Origin of the sequence: Wenzhouxiangella sp. AB-CW3 (genome assembly GCF_014725735.1) — a bacterium.
In the GTDB taxonomy this organism is placed as follows: Bacteria; Pseudomonadota; Gammaproteobacteria; order Xanthomonadales; family Wenzhouxiangellaceae; genus Wenzhouxiangella.
Genome location: NZ_CP061368.1, coordinates 356,060 through 380,156, shown reverse-complemented (window position 1 = coordinate 380,156; position 24,097 = coordinate 356,060). Strand labels below are relative to the sequence as shown.

The 24,097-nt window shown below is 62.6% G+C and carries 25 protein-coding genes; 15 read left to right on the top strand and 10 right to left on the bottom strand.

The window, feature by feature from the left end:
- Window positions 1-136: 136 nt before the first annotated feature.
- From IC757_RS01600 to IC757_RS01565, 8 genes are all read left to right on the top strand, one after another.
- Entirely contained in the window at window positions 137-913 is a 777-nt protein-coding gene (locus IC757_RS01600; RefSeq protein WP_223846207.1) for an SDR family oxidoreductase, read from the top strand.
- Complete coding sequence (locus IC757_RS01595) at window positions 914-2,413, top strand: aldehyde dehydrogenase (protein ID WP_190975667.1); 1,500 nt, start codon at window positions 914-916, stop codon at window positions 2,411-2,413.
- Between the two features lie 94 nt (window positions 2,414-2,507).
- A complete protein-coding gene (locus tag IC757_RS01590) occupies window positions 2,508-2,933 on the top strand; it encodes a RidA family protein (protein WP_190975666.1) in 426 nt (141 codons plus the stop codon).
- A gap of 186 nt (window positions 2,934-3,119) precedes the next feature.
- Complete coding sequence (locus IC757_RS01585; protein WP_190975665.1) at window positions 3,120-3,632, top strand: 3-hydroxyanthranilate 3,4-dioxygenase; 513 nt, start codon at window positions 3,120-3,122, stop codon at window positions 3,630-3,632.
- Window positions 3,629-4,657 carry an amidohydrolase family protein gene (locus IC757_RS01580; protein ID WP_223846206.1) on the top strand — a complete coding sequence of 343 codons (1,029 nt, stop codon included), beginning with the start codon at window positions 3,629-3,631 and terminating at the stop codon, window positions 4,655-4,657. Before IC757_RS01585 ends, IC757_RS01580 begins: the two co-directional genes overlap by 4 nt.
- Window positions 4,654-5,472: a cyclase family protein gene (locus tag IC757_RS01575; RefSeq protein WP_190975664.1), complete on the top strand. Its 819-nt coding sequence runs from the start codon at window positions 4,654-4,656 to the stop codon at window positions 5,470-5,472. Before IC757_RS01580 ends, IC757_RS01575 begins: the two co-directional genes overlap by 4 nt.
- Before the next feature lie 389 nt (window positions 5,473-5,861).
- Complete coding sequence (gene kynU, locus IC757_RS01570; protein ID WP_190975663.1) at window positions 5,862-7,160, top strand: kynureninase; 1,299 nt, start codon at window positions 5,862-5,864, stop codon at window positions 7,158-7,160.
- Between the two features lie 188 nt (window positions 7,161-7,348).
- Entirely contained in the window at window positions 7,349-8,713 is a 1,365-nt protein-coding gene (locus tag IC757_RS01565; protein ID WP_190975662.1) for an FAD-dependent oxidoreductase, read from the top strand.
- A gap of 201 nt (window positions 8,714-8,914) precedes the next feature.
- On the opposite strand, the gene kynA is transcribed toward IC757_RS01565, so the two are convergent.
- Together kynA and IC757_RS01555 are read right to left on the bottom strand one after the other, a co-directional pair.
- Window positions 8,915-9,754, bottom strand: coding sequence for a tryptophan 2,3-dioxygenase (gene kynA / locus IC757_RS01560; RefSeq protein WP_190975661.1), 840 nt, complete (start codon window positions 9,752-9,754; stop codon window positions 8,915-8,917).
- Between the two features lie 89 nt (window positions 9,755-9,843).
- Window positions 9,844-10,881: an ion transporter gene (locus IC757_RS01555; protein ID WP_190975660.1), complete on the bottom strand. Its 1,038-nt coding sequence runs from the start codon at window positions 10,879-10,881 to the stop codon at window positions 9,844-9,846.
- A 147-nt stretch (window positions 10,882-11,028) separates the two neighbouring features.
- Between IC757_RS01555 and IC757_RS01550 the strand changes: the two genes are divergently transcribed.
- Window positions 11,029-12,087 carry an alpha/beta fold hydrolase gene (locus IC757_RS01550; protein ID WP_190975659.1) on the top strand — a complete coding sequence of 353 codons (1,059 nt, stop codon included), beginning with the start codon at window positions 11,029-11,031 and terminating at the stop codon, window positions 12,085-12,087.
- A gap of 16 nt (window positions 12,088-12,103) precedes the next feature.
- Here the strand turns inward: IC757_RS01550 and IC757_RS01545 are convergent, their stop codons facing one another.
- The 5 genes from IC757_RS01545 to IC757_RS01525 all read right to left on the bottom strand — a co-directional run bounded on the left by IC757_RS01545 (window position 12,104) and on the right by IC757_RS01525 (window position 16,531).
- Window positions 12,104-12,292: a hypothetical protein gene (locus IC757_RS01545; protein WP_190975658.1), complete on the bottom strand. Its 189-nt coding sequence runs from the start codon at window positions 12,290-12,292 to the stop codon at window positions 12,104-12,106.
- A 75-nt stretch (window positions 12,293-12,367) separates the two neighbouring features.
- A complete protein-coding gene (locus IC757_RS01540) occupies window positions 12,368-14,251 on the bottom strand; it encodes an ATP-binding cassette domain-containing protein (protein WP_190975657.1) in 1,884 nt (627 codons plus the stop codon).
- A gap of 44 nt (window positions 14,252-14,295) precedes the next feature.
- Window positions 14,296-14,505: a dodecin gene (locus IC757_RS01535; protein WP_190975656.1), complete on the bottom strand. Its 210-nt coding sequence runs from the start codon at window positions 14,503-14,505 to the stop codon at window positions 14,296-14,298.
- Window positions 14,506-14,644: 139 nt separating this feature from the next.
- Window positions 14,645-15,964: an amidohydrolase gene (locus IC757_RS01530; protein ID WP_223846205.1), complete on the bottom strand. Its 1,320-nt coding sequence runs from the start codon at window positions 15,962-15,964 to the stop codon at window positions 14,645-14,647.
- A gap of 159 nt (window positions 15,965-16,123) precedes the next feature.
- The gene (locus IC757_RS01525) at window positions 16,124-16,531 is read right to left on the bottom strand and encodes a UrcA family protein (protein WP_190975655.1); all 408 of its coding nucleotides are present in this window, start codon (window positions 16,529-16,531) and stop codon (window positions 16,124-16,126) included.
- Between the two features lie 177 nt (window positions 16,532-16,708).
- Here IC757_RS01525 and minC point away from each other — a divergent pair, with 177 nt between their 5' ends.
- The 4 genes from minC to IC757_RS01505 all read left to right on the top strand — a co-directional run bounded on the left by minC (window position 16,709) and on the right by IC757_RS01505 (window position 19,202).
- On the top strand, window positions 16,709-17,401 hold the full coding sequence (minC, locus tag IC757_RS01520; RefSeq protein WP_190975654.1) for a septum site-determining protein MinC: 693 nt from the start codon (window positions 16,709-16,711) through the stop codon (window positions 17,399-17,401).
- A gap of 127 nt (window positions 17,402-17,528) precedes the next feature.
- Window positions 17,529-18,338, top strand: a complete 810-nt coding sequence (minD, locus tag IC757_RS01515; RefSeq protein ID WP_190975653.1) for a septum site-determining protein MinD — start codon at window positions 17,529-17,531, stop codon at window positions 18,336-18,338.
- Between the two features lie 2 nt (window positions 18,339-18,340).
- Window positions 18,341-18,604, top strand: a complete 264-nt coding sequence (minE, locus tag IC757_RS01510) for a cell division topological specificity factor MinE (RefSeq protein WP_190975652.1) — start codon at window positions 18,341-18,343, stop codon at window positions 18,602-18,604.
- Window positions 18,591-19,202 (top strand): hypothetical protein, encoded by a 612-nt coding sequence (locus IC757_RS01505; protein ID WP_190975651.1) that lies wholly within the window; start codon window positions 18,591-18,593, stop codon window positions 19,200-19,202. The genes minE and IC757_RS01505 overlap by 14 nt, the downstream gene beginning before the upstream one ends.
- A gap of 22 nt (window positions 19,203-19,224) precedes the next feature.
- Here the strand turns inward: IC757_RS01505 and IC757_RS01500 are convergent, their stop codons facing one another.
- Window positions 19,225-20,190 (bottom strand): response regulator, encoded by a 966-nt coding sequence (locus IC757_RS01500; protein WP_190975650.1) that lies wholly within the window; start codon window positions 20,188-20,190, stop codon window positions 19,225-19,227.
- 136 nt (window positions 20,191-20,326) lie between these two features.
- On the opposite strand from IC757_RS01500, the gene trhA reads away from it, so the two are divergent.
- The gene (trhA, locus tag IC757_RS01495; protein WP_223846204.1) at window positions 20,327-20,974 is read left to right on the top strand and encodes a PAQR family membrane homeostasis protein TrhA; all 648 of its coding nucleotides are present in this window, start codon (window positions 20,327-20,329) and stop codon (window positions 20,972-20,974) included.
- Window position 20,975: 1 nt separating this feature from the next.
- On the opposite strand, the gene IC757_RS01490 is transcribed toward trhA, so the two are convergent.
- The gene (locus IC757_RS01490) at window positions 20,976-21,140 is read right to left on the bottom strand and encodes a hypothetical protein (RefSeq protein WP_190975648.1); all 165 of its coding nucleotides are present in this window, start codon (window positions 21,138-21,140) and stop codon (window positions 20,976-20,978) included.
- Between the two features lie 160 nt (window positions 21,141-21,300).
- Here IC757_RS01490 and IC757_RS01485 point away from each other — a divergent pair, with 160 nt between their 5' ends.
- Window positions 21,301-23,043, top strand: coding sequence for a DUF3300 domain-containing protein (locus IC757_RS01485; RefSeq protein WP_190975647.1), 1,743 nt, complete (start codon window positions 21,301-21,303; stop codon window positions 23,041-23,043).
- Window positions 23,044-23,118: 75 nt separating this feature from the next.
- Here IC757_RS01485 and IC757_RS01480 read toward each other — a convergent pair whose 3' ends face one another.
- Window positions 23,119-24,084, bottom strand: coding sequence for a peptidylprolyl isomerase (locus IC757_RS01480; RefSeq protein ID WP_190975646.1), 966 nt, complete (start codon window positions 24,082-24,084; stop codon window positions 23,119-23,121).
- Between the last annotated feature and the right edge of the window lie 13 nt (window positions 24,085-24,097).

Genomic DNA, 24,097 nt, shown 5'->3' with positions numbered 1-24,097 from the left:
CTCCACAAGCGTGTCGGACACCCCGAAATCTGAGCCAAGGTACGCGGGAGGAAAAACCAGGGCCAGCCCGATTCAGGTCCTTTCTGAGCTGTGATAACCTCGAATTCCTGTCATATTCACAAGTCATCCAAACACCATGTTGAACCTGGATCTATCGGGCCGACGAGCCCTGATCTGCGGAGCCAGTCAGGGTATCGGTGCAGCGACCGCCTCGACTCTTGCAGACTGCGGCGCCACAGTCACCTTGCTGTCGCGCAACAAGGAGCGTCTTGCTGCCGTCCATCAGACTCTGCCGGGCGACGGGCACGATCTTCTTGCGCTGGACCTCGGAGACCCCGCGGCACTAGCCGACGGTCTGGAGAACCTGAGCGACAGGCACTACCACATTCTGATTCACAACTCCGGCGGACCACCAGCCGGGCGGGCCATCGATGCCCACCCGGACGAGTTCGAAGTCGGTTTTCACCAGCATCTCATCGCCGGTCAACGCCTGGCCCAGGCGCTGGTGCCGGGCATGCGCGAAGCCGGCTACGGGCGTATCGTCAACATCATTTCGACCTCGGTGAAAGAACCGATTCCCGGGCTGGGCGTGTCCAATACAGTTCGCGGCGCGGTGGCGGCCTGGGCCAAGACGCTGTCGCGTGAACTGGGCCCCGACGGCATCACGGTCAACAACGTCCTGCCCGGCTTTACCGAGACGCCGCGTCTGGACAGCCTGGTGGCCGGCAAGGCGAAGTCGCAGGACACCAGCGAAGACCAGGTACAGAAGACCATGCTTGCCGGCGTGCCGCTGGGCCGCTTCTGCAAGCCGGAAGAGACTGCCGCGGCCATCGCATTCTTGTGCTCACCGCTGGCCGGCTACATCACCGGAATCAACCTGCCGGTCGACGGCGGCCGGCTCGGCAGTCTGTAGATGCGCGTCGAGAACTACATCGGCGGCGAGTTTGCCCCGGCCCAAACCGGCAAGACTCTGCCGGTATTCGAGCCGGCCACCGGGGCGGAATACGCGACCGTCGCAGAATCCGGCCAGTACGATATCGGCCAGGCCATGGCGGCTGCCGAAAGTGCCTTCGGCGACTGGTCGGCGCTGCTGCCCGATGAGCGTGCGCACTGGCTCAACCGGCTGGCCGATGCCGTCGAGCGTCATGCCGACGAGCTAGCCCGCGCCGAGAGCATCGATACCGGCAAACCGCTGGCGCTCGCCGCCTCAGTCGATATCCCGCGGGTGGTCAGCAACCTGCGCTTCTTCGCCGCCTCGGCCAGCCAGTTCTTCAGCGAAGCGCACGACATGGGGCCGTCCGGCTTCAACTACACCCTGCGCCAACCGCTGGGCGTGGTCGGCGCCATCTCGCCGTGGAACCTGCCGCTTTATCTGATGAGCTGGAAGATCGCGCCGGCACTGGCCGCCGGCAACACGGTGGTGGCCAAGCCTTCCGAGGTCACGCCTGCCAGTGCCTGGATGCTGGCGCGCATTGCCGAAGAAATCGGCTTTCCGGCCGGCGTGCTCAACATCGTGCACGGTTCCGGCGACAGCGCCGGCAGGGCGCTGTCATCCCACCGCGCGCTCAAGGCGCTGACCTTCACCGGCTCGACCCGAGTCGGAGGGATGCTGGCCGCCGAACTCTCGCCGCGCTTCGTCAAGCTGGCGCTGGAAATGGGCGGCAAGAACCCGACGGTCGTGTTCGACGATGTCGATCTCGACGCCACGGCCGATGAAGTCGTGCGAGCGGCGTTTTCCAACCAGGGCCAGATCTGCCTTTGCGGCTCGCGCATCCTGGTGCAGGAAGACATCTACAAGACTTTCCGCGACAAGCTCATCGAGCGCACCGGCAAGCTGGTCGTCGGCGATCCACTGGAGACCGGCACCGACCAGGGCGCGGTGGTTTCGAAGGTCCAGTTCGACAAGGTCATGGGCCATATCGAGCAGGCTCGCGAGGCCGGCGGACAGGTTCTGGTCGGCGGAAAGCCCGGCCGACCGGGCGGGCGCTGCGACGACGGCTGGTTCATCGAACCGACCCTGATCGATGGCCTGGGACCGGAAGCCGACATCAACCAGGCCGAGGTGTTCGGCCCGGTGGCCACATTGATCCCCTTCATCGACGAAGAAGAAGCGCTGGCGATCGCCAACGGCGTCGACTACGGCCTGGCCGCGTCGGTCTGGACCCGCGACATCGACCGCGCTCACCGCATGGCCGCGCGCCTGGAGGCCGGCATCATCTGGATCAACTGCTGGATGAAACGCGACCTGAGAACCCCCTTCGGCGGCCACAAGGCCTCCGGCCTGGGCAAGGAAGGCGGCTTCGAGGCGATGCGGTTTTTTACCGAGCCGAAGAATGTGTGCGTGGCGATTGGCGATGACGGGAGACGGGAGACGGAAGACGGGAGACGTAAGATGGGAGACGTAAGACGGTGACCGTGATGGGATAAGTGCCCTTTTTTACCGCCTTCCATCTTCCGTCTCACGTCTTCCCCTTCACCCTAAAGAGCAATCAACAGAAAATGACACCATGAGCAACCAAGAGCACAGCACCGAAAACGCCCCACCCCCCGTCGGCGCCTACCCGCATTCACGACGCGCCGGGCCGTTCCTGTTTCTGTCCGGCGTCGGACCCCGTGCGCCGAAGGGAAAAGACATTCCCGGCGTGACGCTGAACGAGGAAGGAGAAGTGATCGCCTACGATGTCGCCGATCAGACTCGCTCGGTGTTTCGCAACGTCCGCGCCATTCTCGAAGCCTCGGGTGCGCGCTGGGAAGACCTGGTCGACGTGACCGTGTTCCTGACCGACATGAAACGCGACTTCGCCACCTTCAACCGTATCTACGCCGAACACTTCACCGACCACCGCCCCTGCCGCACCACGGTGGAGGTCGGGGCACTGCCCACGCCGATTGCAGTCGAGTTGAAGTGTGTTGCTTATTTGGGGGACGAGTGAATTTGAAGTGTGAAGTGTGAAGTGTGAAGTGTGAAGTGTGAAGTACGGCTTGCGGCTGGGGCTTGAGTAGGCTGGATTCTGTCGGGCTTACGGAAGGGGAAAAGCGTCAGGGGCCTGCACCCACCTCTTTGTTCTTTACACTTCACACTTTACACTGACCTCTTCACCAAGATGAAGAGGTCCACCATGTTGCCAAGCATGCCAATCGACTTCAAGCAATGGATCGAGGACAACCGCCACCTGCTGAAACCCCCGGTGGGCAACAAGATGATCTGGTCCGACGAGGACTTCATCGTCATGGTGGTGGGCGGACCGAACGAGCGCACTGACTACCATTACGACGAAGGCCCGGAATTCTTTTATCAGGTCGAGGGCGACATGCTGCTCAAGGTCATCGAGAACGGCCAGCCGAAGGACATCACCATCCGCGAGGGCGAGATCTTCCTGCTGCCGCCGAAAGTGCCGCATTCGCCGCAGCGGTTCGCCGATACCGTCGGCCTGGTCATCGAACGCAAACGCCTGCCGGAAGAGAAGGACGGCCTGATGTGGTTCTGCCCGGAATGCAATGCTTGCGTTTACGAGGAATACTTCGAGCTGAAGAACATCGAAAAGGATTTCCCGCCGGTGTTCGAACGCTTCTTCAGCAGCGAGGAGAATCGCACCTGTCCGCAGTGTGGGCATCTGCATCCGGAGAAATGAATATGCTCAAAATCGACATGCACTCCCACATCCTGCCGCGCGAGTGGCCGGATCTGAACGAGAAGTTCAACACCACCGGCTTCCCGACCATTCACCACGACACCGGCCGGGACGATAGCAAGGCCGAGATTCATAAGGACGGCAAGTTCTTCCGGGCGGTTGATCCCCTGAGCTGGGATATCGAGCAACGCATTGCCGACTACGGCGCCAAGGGCGTGCAGGTGCAGGTCGCCTGCACCGTGCCGGTGATGTTCAGCTACCACGCCGATCCCGAGCACGCGCTTTACCTGGGCCAGTATCTCAACGACCACCTGGCCGAGCAGTGCCGCGAACATCCGCGTCACCTGGCCGGCCTGGCCACCCTGCCGCTGCAGGCACCGGAACTGGCCGCACGCGAGCTGGAACGTTGTGTCAAGGAGCTGGGCCTCAGGGGCGTACAGATCGGCTCGCACATCAACAGCTGGAACCTGAATGACCCCGAGCTAGAGCCTGTATTTGCCGCGGCCAGCGACCTGGGCGCGGCCGTCCTGGTGCATCCCTGGGACATGATGGGCAAGGAATCGATGAACAAGTACTGGCTACCGTGGCTGGTGGGCATGCCGGCCGAGCAGTCGCGCGCGATCTGCTCGATGATCTTCGGCGGCGTGTTCGACCGTCACCCGAACATGCGAGTCCTGTTCGCCCATGGTGGTGGCAGCTTCCCGTTCACCATCGGCCGTATCGAGCACGGCTGGCGCATGCGCCCGGACCTGGTCGCGGTGGACAATCCCAACGGTGGCCCGCGCGACTACCTCGACCGCTTCTACCTCGACTCCTGCGTGCATGACCAGAAGGCACTGGAATACCTGCTCGAGCTGATGGGCCCGGAGCGCATCGCCATGGGCACGGACTACCCCTTCCCGCTGGGCGAACAGCAGCCCGGCAGCGGCATCGACAGTCTCGACCTGGACGAGCCCACGCGTGAACGGCTCTATCACGGCACGGCGCTGGAGTGGCTGGGGCTCGAGCGGGATCAATTCGCTTGAAGCTGTGGTTCGAACACCGGGGACAACGCTACCAGGCTGATGGGAATACCGGCATCAGCCTGGCCCTGCCGCTGGATTTTGCCGGAAGCCAACCCTCTTTCTACGGCGTTGAACCGGCCAGTGCCCAGGCGTTGGAAGCCGGTAACTTCGTCGGCGATACCGCGCGCGGCGGGTCGTGCAATGTCGAGCGTCTGGAGCTCACTCCCCACTGCCACGGCACCCACACCGAAAGCATTGCCCACCTCAGCCATGCCTTCACCGAACCACCCTGCCCGCCGGCCTGGATGGCCGCGCGCGTGGTCAGCGTGATGACCCACGTCTGCAAGCAGACCGGCGAGACCTATCCTCCGCCGGGCCAGGCCAATGAGAAGGTCATCAGCCGTGCCGACCTATCCGCTGCCGATATCGACACCCCGGCGCTGATCGTTCGCACCCGGCCCAACGATCCGGGCAAGCGGCAGCGACAATACCAGGGCGACAATCCGCATCCCTATTTCACCCTGGAAGCCATCGACTGGCTGCTGCATCGCGGCGTCGAACACCTGCTGGTCGACACTCCGTCCATCGACCGAGGCCAGGATGACGGCAGTCTGCCGGCCCATCGCCGCTTCTGGGCCCTGAACGAAGACCGCCAGCCGACGCAAGAGACCGTGGCCGAACGCACGGTCACCGAGTTCGTTTTTGTACCCGACGAGGTGCCCGACGGGCTGTACCTGCTGAACCTGCAGTTGCCGGACTGGTGTACGGATGCGGTGCCGAGTCGGCCGGTGGTGTTTCCGCTCGCCTGCCCGAAGAACCTCTGGGAGGAGGGGTAAGGGACGCTTTACGGGTTCAGGGTTCAGGGTTCAGGGTTCAGGGTTCAGGGTTCAGGGTTCAGGGTTCAGGGTTCAGGGTTCAGGGTTCAGGGTTCAGGGTTCAGGGTTCAGGGAAATCATGAAGCTGACGCTCAGAATCCGTTTCCGGGTGCCGGACGGATCTCTGCCTTTCACCTTTCGCCTCTTCGCCTCCCCCGCAGGGCATGCCAGCCTCCATTGGGAGGATTCGCTGAGGGCCTTGCCACCGCATCGAACTGAAGCGAATCCTCCCAATGGAGGCTGGCCTCGAAGCCACCACGAATATCAATCCTGAGACACGACCGCGTTCCACGCCCCGCTCTGCGTTAATCTTGTCCGGTCCATTCCTATTCCCGATCCATCCGGTATCCATGAACACACCCGAATTCACCAACCTGGAACAAGCCGCCGTATTGGCGCGCGAACTCGACCAGGCCGATCCGCTGGGCGGATGGCGCGAGCGATTTCATATTCCGCGCGACGACCGTGGCGGCGAGCAGGCCTACTTTTGCGGCAACTCGCTGGGGTTGCAGCCAAAAGCGACTCGTGCCGCGCTGGAGGCCGACCTGAACATGTGGGCCGAGCAGGCCGTCGAGGGGCATTTCGCGGGACCGCATCCGTGGATGCCGGCGCATGAGTTCCTGCGCGAGCCGCTGGCCCGCCTGGTCGGCGCGAAGCCGCACGAAGTCGTGGCCATGAACAGTCTTACCGTCAACCTGCACCTGATGATGGTGAGCTTCTATCGCCCCGAAGGCGTGCGCCGAAAGATTCTGATCGAGGCTGGGGCCTTTCCTTCCGACCGCCATGCCACCTGGTCGCAGGTCATCTTTCACGGTGGCGATCCCGAACACGATCTGATCGAGCTCGCCCCCGATCCCGACTCCGGCCTGCTTGATGACCGGCGCGTCATCGAGGCCATCGAGGCCCATGCCGGCGAGCTGGCCCTGGTGCTGCTGCCGGGCGTTCAGTACCGCACCGGGCAGTTGTTCGATATCGCCGGCATTACCGCAACTGCCCGCCGCCATGGTGTCCCCATCGGCTGGGATCTGGCCCACGCCGCCGGCAACGTACCCCTGAGACTGCATGAATGGGATTGTGACTTCGCCGCCTGGTGCCACTACAAGTACTGCAATTCCGGGCCTGGAGCCGTGGCCGGCTGTTTCGTGCATGAACGCCATGGCCGGGTCACCGACTTGAGAAAACTCCCGCGCTTTGCCGGCTGGTGGGGCCACGATGCCGGGTCGCGCTTTCGCATGGGGCCGGAGTTTCATGCCACCCCTGGTGCCGATGCCTGGCAGCTCAGCAACCCGCCCATCCTGGCCCTGACCCCGGTGCGCGTGGCCACCGAAATGTTTGCCGAGGCCGGCATGGACGCCCTGCGTGAGAAATCGGAGAAGATGACCGGGTTCCTCGAAGCCATGGTCCGGCGTTTGCTGGCCGAACACGTCCAGATCATCACCCCCGCCGACCCGGCCCGACGCGGCTGCCAGCTCTCGCTGCGCATCACTCATCCCGAACACTCCGGGCGCGAGGTCTTCGAGTACCTGACAGGCCAGGGCATCGTCGGCGACTGGCGCGAACCCGACGTGATCCGCGTCGCGCCAGTGCCGATGTATAGCCGTTACGATGATTGCCTGCGACTGGTCAGGGCGCTGATGGACAGCTTGTGAGGCTGGCGGATGTGTGAGGGAAGACGGGTAGAGGAATAGAGGATTAGAGGAGTAGAAGAAGAGAGGGTCAGAGGAACTTGCTTGGAGGTGGCGACCTGTCATTCTTGTCGGCTTTCCCTCTCCTCCTCTCCCCCTCTACCCCTCTTTCCAGATCAAGTACCGCATGAATCAGGAGTCGGTATAAACACATGACCATCGACCAACAACAACCCATCCACATCGCCGGGGCCGGGCTGGCCGGGTGTGTGCTGGCCTGCTACCTGGCGCGGCGGGGACTGGCCGTGGAGGTATTCGAAAAGCGCGCCGACATGCGGCGGCAGGCCGTCGAGCGCGGGCGCTCGATCAACCTGGCGCTGTCCGAACGCGGCATCGTGGCCCTGCGCGAGATCGGCGTGCTCGACGAGGTAATGAACATGGCACTGCCGATGCGCGGGCGCATGATCCACGACCGCGACGGCAATCAGTCTCTGCAACCCTACTCGACCCATGCCGACGAGGTCATCCACTCGGTCCATCGCGGCGAACTCAACCAGATCCTGATCGACGCGGCCGAAGCCGCCGGTGCGCGCTTTCACTTCGACAGCCCAATCGAATCGCTGGACCCGGCCAACGCCTTGTTGCAGCCGGCCGGGCGAGCGGCCATCGACCTGACCGGCTCCCCCCTGTTGGGCTGTGATGGTGCCGGCTCGGTCGTGCGCCAGGCGCTGGAATCGGGCGCGAACACCGACACCACCATCGACTGGCTGCCCCACGGCTACCAGGAATTCAATATTCCACCGGATGCCGACGGCGCACACCGGCTCGCGCCCGATGCCCTGCACATCTGGCCGCGCCACGAGTTCATGCTGATTGCCCTGCCCAATCCCGACGGCAGCTTTACCGCCACCCTGTTTCTGACCCACGAGGGAGACGAACGCTCGTTTGCCGCCATTGCCGATGCCGACGCCGCCGAGGCATTCTTCCAACAGGAATTTCCCGATTTCATGGACCTGGTCGGCGAGGACTTCGCCCGCCAGCACGCCGAGCACCCGGTCAGCCCTCTGGGCACGGTCCGCTGCCAACCCTGGCACCACGACCACATCGCCCTGGTCGGCGATGCCGCCCACGCCGTGGTGCCCTTCCACGGCCAGGGCATGAACTGCGCCTTCGAGGACTGCACCGAGCTCAACCGCCTGCTCGACAAGAACGTCGCCGACTGGCCCACCCTGCTGGCCGAATACGAAAGGCGGCGCAAGCCCAACGCCGATGCCATCGCCGACATGGCGCTGGAGAACTACATCGAAATGCGCGACAAGGTCGCCGACCCGACCTTTCAGCTGCAAAAACAGATCGAGGCCGAACTCTACACCCGCCTGCCCGAGCTGTATGTACCGCGCTACGCCATGGTCATGTTCCGCACCCTGCCCTACGCCGAGGCCCAGCGGCGCGGTCGCATACAGGCCGGAATCCTCGATGAGCTGACGCGGGAGGCCGGCTCCCTGGAGGAGGTTGATCTGGATGAGGGCGAACGACTGGTGCGGGAAAGGTTGGGGAAAGTAATAAGTGAAAGGTGAAAGGTGAAAGGTGAAGGTAAACGAGGAGACTAGAGACGGTTAACGGGATCGGGGAGCAGGGACAATACAAGTGCCGTCGCCCCGGAATTGCCGCAGGCAATATCCGGGGCCTCGCACGGTAGCCCATGGCACAGCTCCAAACAGAACCAATGCGTGCGGGGTCCCGGACATCGCCTGCGGCGATTCCGGGACGACAGGTGATCAGATTTCTGTGCGAACGTCAATCAATTCCGGGAAGAACTGCAATTCGAGCGCGCGCTTGAGAAAACTCACCCCGGACGATCCGCCGGTTCCGCGCTTGTGGCCGATGACGCGCTCGACGGTTTTCATGTGGCGGAAGCGCCAGAGATGAAAGCCCTCCTCGATATCGATCAGCTTCTCGGCCATCTCGTAGGCATCCCAGTGCGCCTCGCGATCGGTGTAGACCTGGCGAAACACCTCGGTGACACCCGGATCGGACTCGTAGGGTTCAGCCCAGTCGCGTTCAACCTTGTCGGCAGGCACCGGCAGACCGCGACGGGAAAGGTAGCGCAGGAACTCGTCGTAAAGGCTGGGCTGGTCGAGATAGTTCTTCAGCCAGGCATGAACTGAAGGCTCGTGGTCGAAGACCTTGAGCATGTCGGCATTCTTGTTACCCAGCAGAAACTCCAGCGCCCGATACTGTGGCGACTGAAAACCCGAGGCTCCACCGAGCACGCCGCGAAACTCGGCATACTCCGAGGGCGTGAGCGTTTCCAGTACCGCCCATTGCTCGAACAACTGGCGCTGGATCTGCTTGACGCGGGCAAGGATCTTGAAACAGGGCTCAAGCTCGTCGGAGCGAACATGGTTCACTGCCGCACCCAGCTCGTGCAACAGCAGCTTCATCCACAACTCCGAGGTCTGGTGCTGGACGATGAACAGCATCTCGTCATGGTGCGCCGGGTTCGACAGCGGCTGCTGGGCCGAGAGCAGGCGTTCCAGCCCGAGGTAGCCCGAGTAGGTCAGACGGTCTTTCAGGTCGGTTTCGATGCCTGCTTCCAGGTCTCGACGATTGGCCATGCCAGTGGTCCTCTTTTGGGTGTGATATCTACGAATGCAGTTGCATGATATTAACCCGGCACGAATGTAGATCGCATTCAGGGCTTCAATCAGGGCATGGCCTCCGCCCGCTCATGTCGACGTCGCAACTGATCCTTCCAGTGCTGGACACGAACGCGCTCCTTGATCAGCTCGATAGCCTCCACTGTCATCTTCGTGCCGATATCGCCAAGCTCGGGGTGGTCGTCGAGGATGGCATCGATGATGACCGAGACACTTTCGTCGACCAGGCGGTTGTTCTCGGCGGCACTGACATCGCGAACAGTGCGGTCGAAGACCTCGTAAACGATGTCGTTGATCGACTGCTGAAGCTGGCCGACCACGGCACGCCCGAGCATGGGTACGCGCTCGAGATTGCGAATCCCGGCATTGGCGCGCACCGCGTCGCCAATAACCGAGTCGACGTACTCCCGTATCGTGTCCTGGTGCTGCTGGTAGCTGTTCTGCGCGATCAGGCCGATTCGACGCGACAGGTGCTCGACCAGCAACTCGCGCTGCGGGGCGATAACCTCGGTGATCACCTTGCGGGTAATCGGCGTTTCATCCTCGACTTCGCGCCTGACGTCGTCGAGAGTGCGGATCATGACCCGGTCGGAAACCTCGTCGATAAAGGCATTGAAGTAGAACTCGAAGAAGCGATAGATGCGCGTCTCGGTCATGTCGATCACGCCCATCTTCTGCAGTCGCACAAGTAGCGAGACGATCCGTAACAGCCGCAGCATTCTCAGCGAACCGATGGGGATGCAACCGACCAGGTCGTACCAGCGCATGAAAGGGTAGAAATACCAGCGCGGATAAATGCGCTTGCGTACTGACATCACCCACTGAAAGCAGAATTCGGCCAGAAAGATGGCGACGAATATCAGGTCGTAGTAGAGAAAATGCTGATGCACCCGCTCGTCGTAAAACGCGTTGAATGCGGGCGAGAAGCCTTCGAGCAACTGCTGCATGGCCACGGTGCCATAGAGCGTGTCGAAGACGATGAAAACCAGGTTGATGCTGACCAGTACGACCATGAACAGGTCCAGCATCAGCCAGGAAGTCTGCCGGGTTTCCCGGAGTTTGTTTCGATCGAATCGAATCGGCATGGCGCAGCACCTGTTTCTGGAGTGATCTGGACTGATTCTGCCACCAAGTGCAGTAACCACGCAGCCATTCTTCACCATTCGGACGATGGCTCAGAAACTCTCGCGTGATATCGTGATCTACAGGTGGGATACGGAGGCCATCCACGCATGTCAACCCGGAAAGGCAGGTCAGGTTTTCCATGGCGCAGGACAATCGGCCTGGTCGTGGCCGTTGCCATACTGGGCGGAATAGCCAAGTGGCTGTGGTGGACTGAACATCATCCGGAACAAGAGCGCGAATTGCGGCTGCAGGTGCAGGAACAGTTGCACGATTGGTTTCCGGAGCAAATGGCACTGCCCGACGAGCTCTTTGGATTCATCCCGCGCTCGCAACGCCATGACGACTCGCGGCCACCCGACGTGCTGCTGCTACACGGGCTCGACGAACCTGGCGGCATCTGGGATGAACTGGCCAACGCATTCGACGAGGCCGGCATCAACGCATGGGAATTCCGTTATCCCAACGACCAGGCCATCGACCACAGCACCGACCTGCTGGCCGAGCACTGGCCGGAACTGGACAGCGACCACGAACTGATTCTTATCGGCCACAGCATGGGCGGACTGGTGATCCGGGATTTCATCACCCGCTGGCGCCATCCGGCCGATGCCGATGCCCGGGTCGATGGGCCTGCGGTGGCGGGCGTCATCCTGGTAGGCACCCCCAACCAGGGCTCGGAATGGGCGCGACTGCGCGCCTGGCTGGAACTGAGGGAATGGATCAGCGACATCCGCGAGCGGCGCTTTTCACTTTTCGCCGCCCTGCGCGACGGCACCGGTGCGGCCAAAATCGATCTTCGTCCCGACAGCCGCTTCCTGGGCGAACTCAACGAGCGCGACTGGCCGGATTGGGTGGAGATGAAGATCATTGGCGGAGTGCTGGCCGAGCCCACCCCCGCCATGACCGAAAGCGTGTCCGCCTTGGTCGAACAATTCGGCCGCGAGGGAGTTGTCGAAGAGTTGCTGGAGCGCTGGGATGATATCGGTGCCGGGCTGGGCGACGGCGTGGTGCCGGTCGAATCACTCGCCCTGCCCGACCAGCCCGAGCCGCTGGTCCTCGATGCTTCGCATCGCGGCCTGCTGGTGCCGATGCCACTCACCGAAGGCGAGCCACCTGCCATCGAGCCGGTCGTCAAGACCGTGCTCGAATGGCAAGGTGAGAACTGAACCTAAGAACTGAATTTCAGGAGTCGTTTTCCTCGAGCTGGCGGCGACGGCGTTCTTCGACTTCCTGCAGTTCGTCGCGCACTTCCTCGGCCCGATCAATCGATTCCTCGTAATGCTCGAAGTAGCGTTCCTCGGCGTCGCCGGAGTCTCCGCAGGCGCCAAGCAGCGCGAGCAGCGCAACACAAAGCATTGCACGTTGCATCATTCTCGACCTCCAATGTGTGTTTGCACCAACCTCCACTCTACACGGTGATGGTCTGACCGTAGATACGGGACGGCCTCAGGCTTGCCGGGATTCGAGCTCTTCCCAGCGCTCATAGGCCCGGTCCAGCTCAGCCTGCAGCGATTCGACCTCGCCGGTCAGGCGGGTGATGGCCTCGGCATCCTGACGAAAAAAATCCGGGTCGTTCATGCGCTCGGTCAGCTCGGCCATGCGTACTTCCAACGCCTCGACCTCGCCGGGCAACTGCTCGAGCTCGCGGGCCAGTTTGTAGCTGAGCTTGGCCGGCTTGTTTGCCCTGTTGGTTCTTGGCGCGGGCCGGGGATCCGGCTGTGACTCGGGCTTGACCGGTTCATCCGCATCATTCCGGGGACGCTGGCGCAGCCAGTCGCTGTAGCCGCCGACGTATTCGCCGATCTGGCCGTCACCCTCCATCACCAGGCTGGCGGTGATGACGTTGTCGAGAAAATCGCGGTCGTGGCTGACCAGCAGCAGGGTACCGGTGTAGTCGGCCAATACGTCCTCGAGCAGCTCAAGGGTCTCGACGTCGAGATCGTTGGTGGGCTCGTCCATGATGAGCAGGTTGGAGGGGCGGGCAAACAACCGGGCCAGCAGCAGCCGGTTGCGCTCACCACCCGACAGACGAGTGATCGGCGCGCGCGCCCTTTCGGGGGTAAACAGGAAATCCTGCAGGTAGCCGATGACATGTTTTCTGCGCCCGTTGAGTTCGATGAACTCCCGGCCTTCGGCAACATTCTCGGCCGCGTTCCAGTCCTCGCGCAGCACCGAACGGTGCTGGTCGAAATATGCAATTTCCAGCCCGGTCCCCAGCCGGACCTCGCCTTGATCCGGTTGAAGCTGGCCGAGCATAAGTTTGAGCAGCGTGGATTTGCCACTTCCATTCGGGCCGATCAGCCCAATGCGGTCCCCGCGGAAAATGGTGGTCGAGAAGTCCCTGACCATGGCCCGGCCATCCCAGGCAAACGAGATGTTCTTGGCCTGAATCACCTTGCGACCCGACTGACCCGCACTGGCGGCTTCCATGCGCACATTACCCTGACGTTCGCGCCGTTGCGCGCGTTCGGCACGCATGGCCTTGAGGGCACGCACGCGGCCCTCGTTGCGGGTGCGCCTGGCCTTGATGCCCTGGCGAATCCAGACCTCCTCCTCGGCCAGGCGCTTGTCGAAGCGCTGGTTCTCCAGCGCCTCGGCATGGGCGCGCTCCTCGACTCGTCTGAGGTAATTGTCCCAGTCGCCCGGCCAGGACGTCACCTGACCACGGTCGATTTCGACGATGCGCGTGGCCAGCGAGCGCAGGAAGCGGCGATCGTGAGTCACGAAGACCAACGTGCCGGCAAAACTCCGGAGCATGTCTTCCAGCCACTCGATGGCCTCGATGTCGAGGTGGTTGGTCGGTTCGTCGAGCAGCAGGACATCGGGCTGGCGCACCAGCGCCTGGCCGAGCAGGACACGGCGCTTCATGCCGCCGGAGAGCTGGTCAAACGGCACTTCACCGTCCAGGCCAAGGTGGTCGATCACGCGCTCGACCTGGGCATCCAGGTCCCATCCACCGGCCGTCTCGATGCGGGATTGCAGCGCGGCCAGGGTCTCCGGGTCAAATTCACCCTGACTGACACGGTGATACTCGGCCAGCCACTCACCCAGCTCGCCAGCGCCGGCAATCACCTGGTCGAATACCGTGCCACCGGCCGACTCGGGCACTTCCTGCTGCAACCGTGCAACACGAACACCCGGCCCGTAGACGATCTGCCCGTCATCGGGATGAATATCGCCGGCCATCAGTTTCAGCAGGGTCGACTTGCCCGCGCCATTGCGACCCACCAAGGCAATGCGCTCATCCGTGCCAACGTCGAGTTCGGCTTTTTCGAGCAGCAACGGCCCGCCGATACTGAAATCGAGGGCACGAATGGAAATGAGAGACATGGAGGCGTCAACGCCCCCTGGCGATCAGTCGCGAGAGCACACGATCACTCATTGAGCGTAAAACCCACCTTGATCGTGACCTGCCAGTGTTCGACATCGCCTTCGGTAATATGACCACGCGTATCGATGACCTCGAACCAGCGCATGTTGCGCACCGTCTTCGAGGCCCGCTTGATGGCATTGCGGATGGCCTGCTCCAGGCTCTCGGTGGATGAGCCGGTCAGTTCGATATGCTTATAGATGTGGTCGGACATGGTCTTGGCTCCGCAGCTTAAGAAAGGGCGCTTGAGGATAACGGCTGGTGGGGGAGACTGTCCATGTCGGATGTTAAGGGGCAGCGGGTGGCATCCGACCGAGCGCTGTGAAGTGTGGGAGTAGGTTTATTGGCAGAACTCATTGTTCGCCGAGCATGTAATCAATGGCCAGCGTCGCCAGAGCCCGAACGCCGGTTTTCATGCCGTCCTCGTCGATGTAAAAGTCTGGCGTGTGATGAGGCGCCATTTCTTCCGGGTCGGCATCGGGGGGCATGCCACCGACGAAGAAATACAGCCCCGGCACCTGCTGCTGGAAAAACGAGAAATCCTCGGCACCGGTGATGGCATCGACAACCTTGGCCTGATCACCGCCAACGCGCTCGAGGCTGGGCGCCATGCGCGCGGTCAGCTCCGGGTCGTTGTAGGTGACCGGGTAGCCGCGCTCGATCTCGACATCCGCTGTCGCGCCCTGGCTGGCGACGATATGTTCCACGGTGCGGCGGATGTCTTCATGAATCTTGTCCTGCATCTCGGTATCCAGCGTGCGGATGGTGCCGATGAGTTCCGCCGACTCGGGAATGATGTTGTTGCGCACACCCGATCGGATGCGACCGACAGAGATCACGGCAGCCTCCTTGGTCAACTCGGTCTGGCGGCTGACGATCATGTTCAGCCCGATGATGACCTGGGCGGCCACGCTGATCGGATCGACACCGGTCCAGGGCGTTGAGCCATGGGTCTGCTCGCCATGGATGGTGATGGTGAACTGATCGGAAGCGGCCATGATGCCGCCGGGGCGATAGCCGATCTGACCGACCGGCGCCAGCGACCAGATATGCTGGCCGAAAATCACGTCGACATCGGGGTCTCTAAGCACGCCCTCTTCCACCATCATCTCGGCACCACCGTCCTCGCCCGGCGGGGTGCCCTCCTCGGCCGGCTGGAAGATGAACTTGATGGTGCCGGGCAACTCATCGCGGCGAGCAGCGAATATCTCGACCACGCCCATGAGCATGGCCATGTGGGTGTCGTGGCCACAGGCATGCGATACCGGCACCTCTTCGCCGAGATACTCGCCGGTCACGCCATCGGGCGAAAACGGCAGGCCCGCGCGGGAAGGCACCGGCAGTGCATCCATGTCGGCCCGCAGCCCCACCACCGGACCCGGCCGCCCCCCTTCGAGAACTCCAACCACACCGGTGTGGGCTATGCCGGTCTGCACCTCCAGATCCAGATCGCGCAGGAATTCCTCGATGTAGGCGGCTGTCTCGAATTCACGGTTGGACAATTCCGGATTGGCGTGAAAATGCCGGCGCCATTCGACGACGCGATCAAACAGCACCTCGCTCTGCTCGTCGATCCAGTCATGCCAGTCCGCAGTCTCGGCACGCAGTTCCAGCGCCCACGACCCGGCCAGCAGCAACAGCACGGCGGAAGATACAGACAGACAACGGTTCACGGCGTTTCTCCGGGAATGAATGGATGCATCCCGGCATTCTTGACCGATCACGAGATCAATTCAAGGCCCAGGTCAGCAGACTTGGCAATCCTCTACGGGAAGCCCGGCCGCGATCCAGCCCGATCCGTATTCGCTGCCCAGCATACCCCCGGCGACATGCTATTTGCCAATGGCCGCGCGCGCTGCCGCATCGACCAGTGGCGAGGCATCATCAATGGCCCGCTGAATGCAGGTGGCCGTCGAAGGAGAGCCGCGAGGAAACATTTCGGTCAGCAACTCGCAGATTTCGGTGGCCATTTCGCCAATGCGATCCTGCAACTCGAACAGGTCAGTGGTGCGGGTCAGATCCAGATCGCCGTAATACACGTAGTCGCTACGCTCTGCCGTCTCGACCACGTAGCGCCCGGAGCCACGAGAACTGCGTGTCACGCGCGGAGCTACCACGCGAATCCGATCGACCACTTCGTCGGTCTCCGGCTCGGAGGCAACAACCGGCACTGGGACAGATGAAGTCAACACTATCAGGAAAGCCGTCGATATTACGGCCAGAAGCAATTTTCCAGACATGGCAAGTCACTCCTCGAGAATGGAAACGCCCAATCCGTTGCTTGCAGAGTGACATGCCCTGACAGCCGGGACGTTGACCGGCATCAAGCCAACGGCAAGAACTCAGGCGAGAAGTCGCGTCGGCCAGCCTTGGTGGCCATGCGATAATGACGTATCGTTCGTCATCGACCAGCCCGCATGTCTCAAGCTGCAGAACTGCGCTTCGTGCAACTGGGTGCGCTCGCCTTGCGCATTCACCGCCTCGACCCGCCGGCCATCTGCGCCGAGCTGCTGGAGCGCCGCCGGCAGGCGCCCGGAATGCTGGCTGATGCCGCCCTGTTGCTGGACCTGCCTGATATTGATCCGGCGCCCGTCGAGGAGATTCGAGAGCTGCTTTCCGCCCTCCAGTCGCAAGGATTCATTGTTGCCGGCCTGACCGCCGGCAAAACAGCCAGCAAGCTGGAGGGCATGATCGAGCTGCCCGTGATCGGGCGCCAGACCGAACCCCGGGAAAGCGAGCGGCAGCAGAAAAGTGCCCCCGGCGAGGACTCGTCCGCAAGCACTTTGTGCATTGACCGTCCGGTACGCTCCGGCCAGCAGGTTTATGCCCGTGGCGGCGACCTGGTGGTCGTGGGTAACGTGGGCGCCGGCGCCGAACTGGTTGCCGATGGCTCCATCCACGTCTATGGATGTCTTCGCGGACGCGCCCTGGCCGGCGCCCGGGGCAATCGCTCGGCCCGCGTCTACAGCCTGGACTTCCGGGCCGAACTGGTTTCGGTGGCCGGGACCTACAAGGTATTTGAACGCCTCCCCGAGAATCTCTCGGGCCAACCGGTTCAGGCCTGGCTCGACGGTGAGCAGATTCAACTGGCAACGCTGATCGAAGCCTGAGCCCAGCCGGTTCACCGCCCGACGCGGCCATTGATGCACTCGTTGAGTGGGGTAGAATGCCGGGTCGGCTGCCAGCCAGCGGCGGCCCTGCTCAACACTGCCCTGATCAATACTGGAGGATCCGCAGTTGTCTGAAATCATCGTCATTACTTCGGGCAAGGGGGGAGTCGGCAAGACCACCACCAGTGCCAGCATTGCCACCGGCCTGGCGCAGCGCGGCAAGCGCGTGGCCGTGATCGATTTCGATGTCGGTCTGCGCAATCTTGACCTGGTCATGGGCTGCGAACGGCGCGTGGTCTACGATTTCGTCAACGTGATCCAGGGCGATTGCAGTCTCAAGCAGGCCCTGATCAAGGACAAGCGCAACGATTCACTTTTCATCCTGGCCGCCTCGCAGACGCGCGACAAGGATGCGCTGACCGAGACCGGGGTGGAGCAGGTCCTTGATGAGTTGCGCAAGGATTTCGACTACATCGTCTGCGATTCGCCGGCTGGCATCGAGCGCGGCGCTCATCTGGCCATGTATTTCGCCGACCGCGCCATCGTGGTGGTCAACCCCGAAGTCAGCTCGGTGCGCGACTCCGATCGCGTGCTCGGCATCATGGCCAGCAAGTCGCGCCGGGCCGAACGTGGAGAAGACCCCGTCGGCGAGCACCTGCTCATCACCCGCTACTCGCCTGATCGTGTAGCCGAAGGCGACATGATGGGCGTGGACGATATCGAGGAAATTCTCGGGCTGCCGGTGCTCGGTGTCATTCCCGAATCGGACATGGTGCTGCAATCGTCCAACTCGGGGGTCCCGGTCATACTCGATGATCAGGCACCGGCCGGCCAGGCCTATGCCGATGCCGTGGCCCGGCTGCTGGGCGAGGAACGGCCGATGCGATATGTCGAAGTCGACCGCAAGGGTATCTTCAAGCGACTGTTCGGGAGCTGATCATGGGACTGCTGGACTTCATGCGCAAGCGCAAGCCGGCTTCGGCCAGCGTGGCCAAGGAACGCCTGCTCATCCTGGTGGCCCAGGAGCGGGCCCAGCGCGGCGGGCCCGACTACCTGCCGTTGCTGCAACGCGAGCTGCTGGAAGTGATCCGCAAGTACGTCAATGTCGATGACGAGGCTGTGCAGGTCCGCCTGGACAAGGAAGGCGAGCAGGACGTGCTGGAACTCAATGTCGTCCTGCCCGAAACCGATGCCGACGACTGAATTTCTGCGCATGCTGACCCTGGGCACCTTGCTTGGCGTGGCCGCCCCGGCCATGATCGCCTCCGACTCGGCCGGTCTGCTCAACAGCGAGCGGATCGAGCAGAAGTTCGGCAGTTACGGCATTGAAGTGCTCGATCAGACCGGAGAGGTCCGGGTCGCCACTCTTCACAGTCGCGAAGCAGTCGGTACCGTTACCCGGACCTTTGCCGTGACCCGGTTTCACGATCCAGTCGACCCCCGTCTGGCCGAAGCACACCAGCGCATCCGCGACGGCGCCTCGATTGGCGCTACCCTGGCCGGTGACGGCTGGGAGGTTGGCCGCGAACACATCTGGACCGGTGAACTGCCCGCAGGCAGCCGGCTGGAACCACTCATGGGGGAAGCCCCCGGCACGCGCCTGGCCGTTCATGTCTTCGACCTGACCGCACGACGGGGCGGAGAAGCACTGCTTTACGCGACCATTGCCGAGGTTCATCACCCTGATCACCTGGATCAGACCGCACTGGAAGACCTCTTCGGCCAGCATGAAGCCGCCACCGACCGTTCAGCACAACTGCTGCACCATGTCCTGGCTCAAATGGGAACAGCCCGGCAGTAGGCGGTTCTGGGCCGCATGACGCTCAGTTGCCCGAAGAATCCACGCTGCTCAGATGCCGGACCGGCCTGGCCGGCGGCGCCGCGGGCCGCCACTGCATCATTCTGTCCGCCTCATACAGCAACCTGTCGGGATCCTCTTCGGCGTTCACGTCGGGGAACTGGACCACGAAACGCAGATCCATGCGCACCGACATACTGGCCAGACGCATGCTGGAACCACCAATGCGCTGCCTGATGCGACGAACCAGCACCCGCGCACCCTCGCGACCGGTACCCATGAGTATGATGCTCAGTCGATCCGGGGCCGTGCGGTGCACGCCGTCTTCGTGCCTGAGCACGTGCACCAGGCTGCGGTGGAGATTGCGCATGACGGCATCGGCCCAGGACTGGCCGTAACGCTCACAGGTGTGTTCATAGCTTTGCAGTTGCAGATGCATCAGCGCCAGATCAAGCTGCTGTCGCTGATGGAAGCTCAAGGCCTGCTGCAGACGAAACAGGTAGGCAGAAGGTTCCTGCCCGGGCTCGTGCAACAAGTCCCTGGCGCGCACGGTCGGAACCGTCGAGTCGCCATCGGTGTCGCTGCTGGCCGGCCAGGAACTGCCAAGCTCCAGCGCATGACGCAGGTCGTCCGGACTGAAGGGTTTGGGAATGAAATCGGTTGCCCCGGCATCGATGGCGCGCTCCCTGGCCGCCGCCTCCTCCTGGCTGGTGACGACCAGCACGGGAAGCCCGCGAATGCGCCGGTCTGGACAGGCCCGTATGCGGCGAATCAGCTCATGACCGTCCATCACAGGCATCATCAGGTCGGTGAACACCAACCCGATCTCCGGGTCCAGATGCAGACGATCCCAGGCATCACGACCATCCTCGGCCAGCACAAGATCGCAATACCCGTCCAGAAAGCGATCACCGGCGTAGCGCATCAACCGGGAATCGTCAACGAACAGCACACGCGGGGGTGCCAGTGAACGATCGATAGCAGTAACCATAAATCTGCCAGCCCCAGAGTGAAAAAAGATGCGAACCGGACCCCTGATTGTGCGCCACTCGGGCACAAGGTTCAAGCGAAGCCCCCGCGGCCGTGCGATACTGTCGACAAACAACACCATCGAAAATGATGTCATCGTGAACCACCCTAGGCTACACCGCGAGGAGATTGCCAACACCCTGACCCATGGCATTGGCGTGATTCTGGCCATAGGTGGCGGTGCCGCACTGATCACGCTGGCTGCGATCTATGCCGGGGCACGCGAAGTGGTCAGCGTCTCCGTGTTCGTTGCTTCGCTGGTGCTGCTCTACAGCGCATCGACGCTTTACCACGCCGCGCGCCATCCTCGCGTCAGGTCACGGCTCAAAGTGCTTGATCATTGCGCAATCTTTCTGCTCATTGCCGGCACCTATACGCCGTTCACCGTGGTCGCGCTGCAGGGCAGCTGGGGCTGGTCGCTGTTCGGGGTGATCTGGGGAATGGCCTTGCTGGGCATCATCTTCAAGCTTTTCTTCACCGGCCGTTTCAAGGCCTTGTCAACCGCGACCTATGTCGGCATGGGGTGGCTGGTCCTGGTGGCCTTTGTGCCCCTGGTGCAGGCACTCACGCCAGCAGCCCTGGCCTGGCTCATTGCCGGCGGCATACTCTACACGGCCGGGACGGTGTTCTACCACAACGAGCGCATCCCCTACAGCCATGCGGTCTGGCACCTGTTCGTTCTCGGTGGCAGTATTTGTCACTTTGCCGCCGTCGCCGCCCAGATCCTGCCGCGGGGCATGACCTGAATCACTGCGGATCAGAATCGCGCAAGACCCAGAAAAACAGCCCGAGAAAAATCGGTGGCAGGCTGCACAGCATGATCAGCAGGCCGGCGCCGGTTGACCACGGGCCAAAAGTGAGCGCTCCACCAACCAGCACCAGCGCCAGTCCGATCAGAAACAAGGCTTTCATGACCTGAATTCTACCCGTTTCGGGTGCCGGCCGGATGAGATTTGCGTGGGAGACAGCTTGATTCATGCCCCGCTCGTTCAGCCGGACTTCAGCCTGTCTGGTGTATAACGTGTGCTATCGAACCGCCCACAGTGCCGATGTCCGGCCCGGAGGCTACACCATGAAAATCCTTCAAGGCATGACCGTATCTTTGCTTCTCATCATGGGGATCAGTCTGTCCGTCCACTCTCAATCGGCGCAGGCTGACGCCTTTACCCAGGCCGAGCTCGACCAGATGCTCGCACCCGTGGCGCTCTACCCCGACACGGTGTTGTCACATGTGCTGATTGCAGCCACCTATCCACTGGAAGTGGTTCAGGCCGCGCGCTGGTCGCGCCACAATCCGAACCTGCGCGGTGAAGAAGCAGTGGCCGCCGTCGAGCACAAGGACTGGGATCCCAGCGTCAAGGCGCTGGTCGCATTCCCGGAATTGATCGCGCGCATGGACGAGGATCTGGAATGGACGCAGCGTCTCGGCGATGCCTTCCTGATGCAGGAAGAGGAAGTTGTCGACACGGTTCAGTACCTGCGCTCGGAAGCCTATGCCCAGGGGCATCTACGCTCAAACGAGCATGTCCGCGTGGTTCGCGAGACGCAATACATCTATATCGAGCCGGCCCGCACTCGCGTGGTGTACGTGCCCTACTACGATCCGCGCGTGGTCTACACCCGCTGGCGCTGGGCCAGCCATCCGCCGGTGTACTGGCGTCATCCGCCGGCCTACCGCAGCAGCGTGGTGTTTTACTGGGGCCCGGCCTACCGCGTGGCACCGACGTTCTACTTCAGCTCCTTCCACTGGTCACGCCGCCAGGTGGTCAGCGTGCACCATCATCATCACTATCATTATCACCGTCATGTCCATACCCACCGGCACTTCAGCTCCGGCCGGGAGATCGCGCGCTACAGCAACGCACGCCGCTGGCAGCACAACCCCGTGCACCGACGCGGGGTGAGTTATAGACCCGGCGTGGATCAACGGCGCTTCGTCCAGTCGCAGCGCAACGAGGCCAGGTCCGCTTCGATGCGCACGGCGACGCCTCGCGCCACCGCCCCCCAGCGGGCACGCACACTGAGCCAGCAGCGCCAGTGGGCCGACCAGCAGCGCTCGGCCGCCCCCCTGCGCGAACGGGCACAGGCCCGCGCCCAGACACAATCCCGCAGTTCCGGCACAAGCCAGTTGCAACGGGGCGAACGCCAGCGCGGTCAAAACCAGGCGAGAACGGACCATCGTGCCGCAACGCAACGGTCGAGCAGCCCGCGAAGTGAAGCATTGAACCGAGCGGACAGTCGGAACCAACGGCAGGCACAGACGACTCGAACGGAAAACACCCGGCAATCCGCGCCGAGGCGCAACGAGTCAACATCTCGCACGGGCTCGGCGCGCACCACCGAGCAAGGCCAGCGCCAGGCCAACCCGGCGCGTCAGGCCAGCGACAGCCAGTCCCGCAGCACGGGCAGGGAGCCCTCGTTGTCGCGCTCGTCATCACAATCGACCTCACGCTCCGATACCCAGGCCCGCAACCACAGCCGCCAATCGGCACCGGCGCGCGCTTCAAGCCATCGCTCCGAGAGCACCACACGTGGCACATCTCGGCCAGCCTCTAGCCCGTCGTCCCAGCCTGCCAGCTCGAGATCCGCGCCACGCCAGTCGCGCTCGTCCGCGCCAGCCTCGCGCAGCCAGTCGAGTGGATCACCAGCATCGTCACGCTCAAGCACACCGCCTTCGCGCAGTACGACCAGCCGCAGCGCGGGACCGAGGACTTCGTCATCATCGGGCAACCGTCAGGCCAGGGCGGCTGCAGCGCCCTCGCGCAGCTCCAGTGTTCAACGTCGCTCGAACCGACCTTCGCGACACGACGACTGAGAAAGTTCGGCCCGCAGCGGCGCCGGGCCTCACACATTCAATCCGGGGCCATCCCGGGACGGCCCCGGGCAAACTTCAGAACTCCTGGCAGCTGGCGCCGTCGGGCAATGTCAGGCGGGTGGCCACGAACTCGCCACTGCCATATTCGGGCGAGTCGAACTGGAAGCGTCCGGTCATGCAGTCATCGAAACGAAGGGTCAACTCTCCCCATGTTTCGAAATCCTCGCCCGGCGGCGGGGTGAGAAAGTCGGCTGCCTCATTGGGGCCAGCCACGTGAATCAGTTCCATGGTGACGGCATCGTCGCCCCACTCGAAATCGGTCACGCCGGTCAGCCAGATCGGCTGGCCATTGCTGAAATCGTACCAGTAGACAACCATCACCGGCCCCTGCTCAGTGGAGGCATCGTTGGTAACCTCGACATTGAAGCCGACGCCGGCTCGCTCGGGATCGAACCACGATGCCGTGTGCAGAGGCATGATGGGAAAGCCGTCAACCTGCACGGCGCGCCGAATCAGAGGTGGACGCACCGGAACCTCCCGCATACCGCCTGTTGCAAGCGCCCTGAGTGCATTGATGCGTTCTACCGTACCCATGCCCTCGATCACCTCTCCGAAAACGGCGTAACCCGGCTCCGAGCTGCTTCCGTCGAGGCCATCGTTGTCGCCGGTGTTGATATAGAACTGCGCATTGGCCGAATCCGGGTCACTGGTTCGCGCCATGCCGATCGTGCCGCGCCGATTGGACAGACCATTGTCCGATTCGTTGACGATGTCGTTGAAAAGGGGTTCCTGATACTCGAGACTCGCGTTGAAGCCCCCTGCCTGGATGACGAAATCCCCGACCACGCGGTGGAAGATCAGCCCGTCGTAGAACCCGGCATCCACATAGTCAAGAAAGTTCTCTGTCGTGACGGGCGCGTTGACCTCATCGAGTTCGAGAATGATCGGACCCAGTTCGGTATCGAACCACACCCGCGGCGATTGCGCCAGGGCGGCAGTACTGGCCAGCAGAAGGGTTAACGTTAGGGAAATCAGTCGCATGACACCATCCAGT

What these genes read in the sequence shown, in the direction of transcription:
- IC757_RS01600 (WP_223846207.1), top strand. Translation starts at nt 137, where the DNA reads ATGTTGAACCTGGATCTATCGGGCCGACGAGCCCTGATCTGCGGAGCC.
- IC757_RS01595 (WP_190975667.1), top strand. Translation starts at nt 914, where the DNA reads ATGCGCGTCGAGAACTACATCGGCGGCGAGTTTGCCCCGGCCCAAACC.
- IC757_RS01590 (WP_190975666.1), top strand. Translation starts at nt 2,508, where the DNA reads ATGAGCAACCAAGAGCACAGCACCGAAAACGCCCCACCCCCCGTCGGC.
- IC757_RS01585 (WP_190975665.1), top strand. Translation starts at nt 3,120, where the DNA reads ATGTTGCCAAGCATGCCAATCGACTTCAAGCAATGGATCGAGGACAAC.
- IC757_RS01580 (WP_223846206.1), top strand. Translation starts at nt 3,629, where the DNA reads ATGAATATGCTCAAAATCGACATGCACTCCCACATCCTGCCGCGCGAG.
- kynU (WP_190975663.1), top strand. Translation starts at nt 5,862, where the DNA reads ATGAACACACCCGAATTCACCAACCTGGAACAAGCCGCCGTATTGGCG.
- IC757_RS01565 (WP_190975662.1), top strand. Translation starts at nt 7,349, where the DNA reads ATGACCATCGACCAACAACAACCCATCCACATCGCCGGGGCCGGGCTG.
- kynA (WP_190975661.1), bottom strand. Translation starts at nt 9,754, where the DNA reads ATGGCCAATCGTCGAGACCTGGAAGCAGGCATCGAAACCGACCTGAAA.
- IC757_RS01555 (WP_190975660.1), bottom strand. Translation starts at nt 10,881, where the DNA reads ATGCCGATTCGATTCGATCGAAACAAACTCCGGGAAACCCGGCAGACT.
- IC757_RS01550 (WP_190975659.1), top strand. Translation starts at nt 11,029, where the DNA reads ATGTCAACCCGGAAAGGCAGGTCAGGTTTTCCATGGCGCAGGACAATC.
- IC757_RS01545 (WP_190975658.1), bottom strand. Translation starts at nt 12,292, where the DNA reads ATGATGCAACGTGCAATGCTTTGTGTTGCGCTGCTCGCGCTGCTTGGC.
- IC757_RS01540 (WP_190975657.1), bottom strand. Translation starts at nt 14,251, where the DNA reads ATGTCTCTCATTTCCATTCGTGCCCTCGATTTCAGTATCGGCGGGCCG.
- IC757_RS01535 (WP_190975656.1), bottom strand. Translation starts at nt 14,505, where the DNA reads ATGTCCGACCACATCTATAAGCATATCGAACTGACCGGCTCATCCACC.
- IC757_RS01525 (WP_190975655.1), bottom strand. Translation starts at nt 16,531, where the DNA reads ATGTCTGGAAAATTGCTTCTGGCCGTAATATCGACGGCTTTCCTGATA.
- minC (WP_190975654.1), top strand. Translation starts at nt 16,709, where the DNA reads ATGTCTCAAGCTGCAGAACTGCGCTTCGTGCAACTGGGTGCGCTCGCC.
- minE (WP_190975652.1), top strand. Translation starts at nt 18,341, where the DNA reads ATGGGACTGCTGGACTTCATGCGCAAGCGCAAGCCGGCTTCGGCCAGC.
- IC757_RS01505 (WP_190975651.1), top strand. Translation starts at nt 18,591, where the DNA reads ATGCCGACGACTGAATTTCTGCGCATGCTGACCCTGGGCACCTTGCTT.
- IC757_RS01500 (WP_190975650.1), bottom strand. Translation starts at nt 20,190, where the DNA reads ATGGTTACTGCTATCGATCGTTCACTGGCACCCCCGCGTGTGCTGTTC.
- IC757_RS01490 (WP_190975648.1), bottom strand. Translation starts at nt 21,140, where the DNA reads ATGAAAGCCTTGTTTCTGATCGGACTGGCGCTGGTGCTGGTTGGTGGA.
- IC757_RS01485 (WP_190975647.1), top strand. Translation starts at nt 21,301, where the DNA reads ATGAAAATCCTTCAAGGCATGACCGTATCTTTGCTTCTCATCATGGGG.
- IC757_RS01480 (WP_190975646.1), bottom strand. Translation starts at nt 24,084, where the DNA reads ATGCGACTGATTTCCCTAACGTTAACCCTTCTGCTGGCCAGTACTGCC.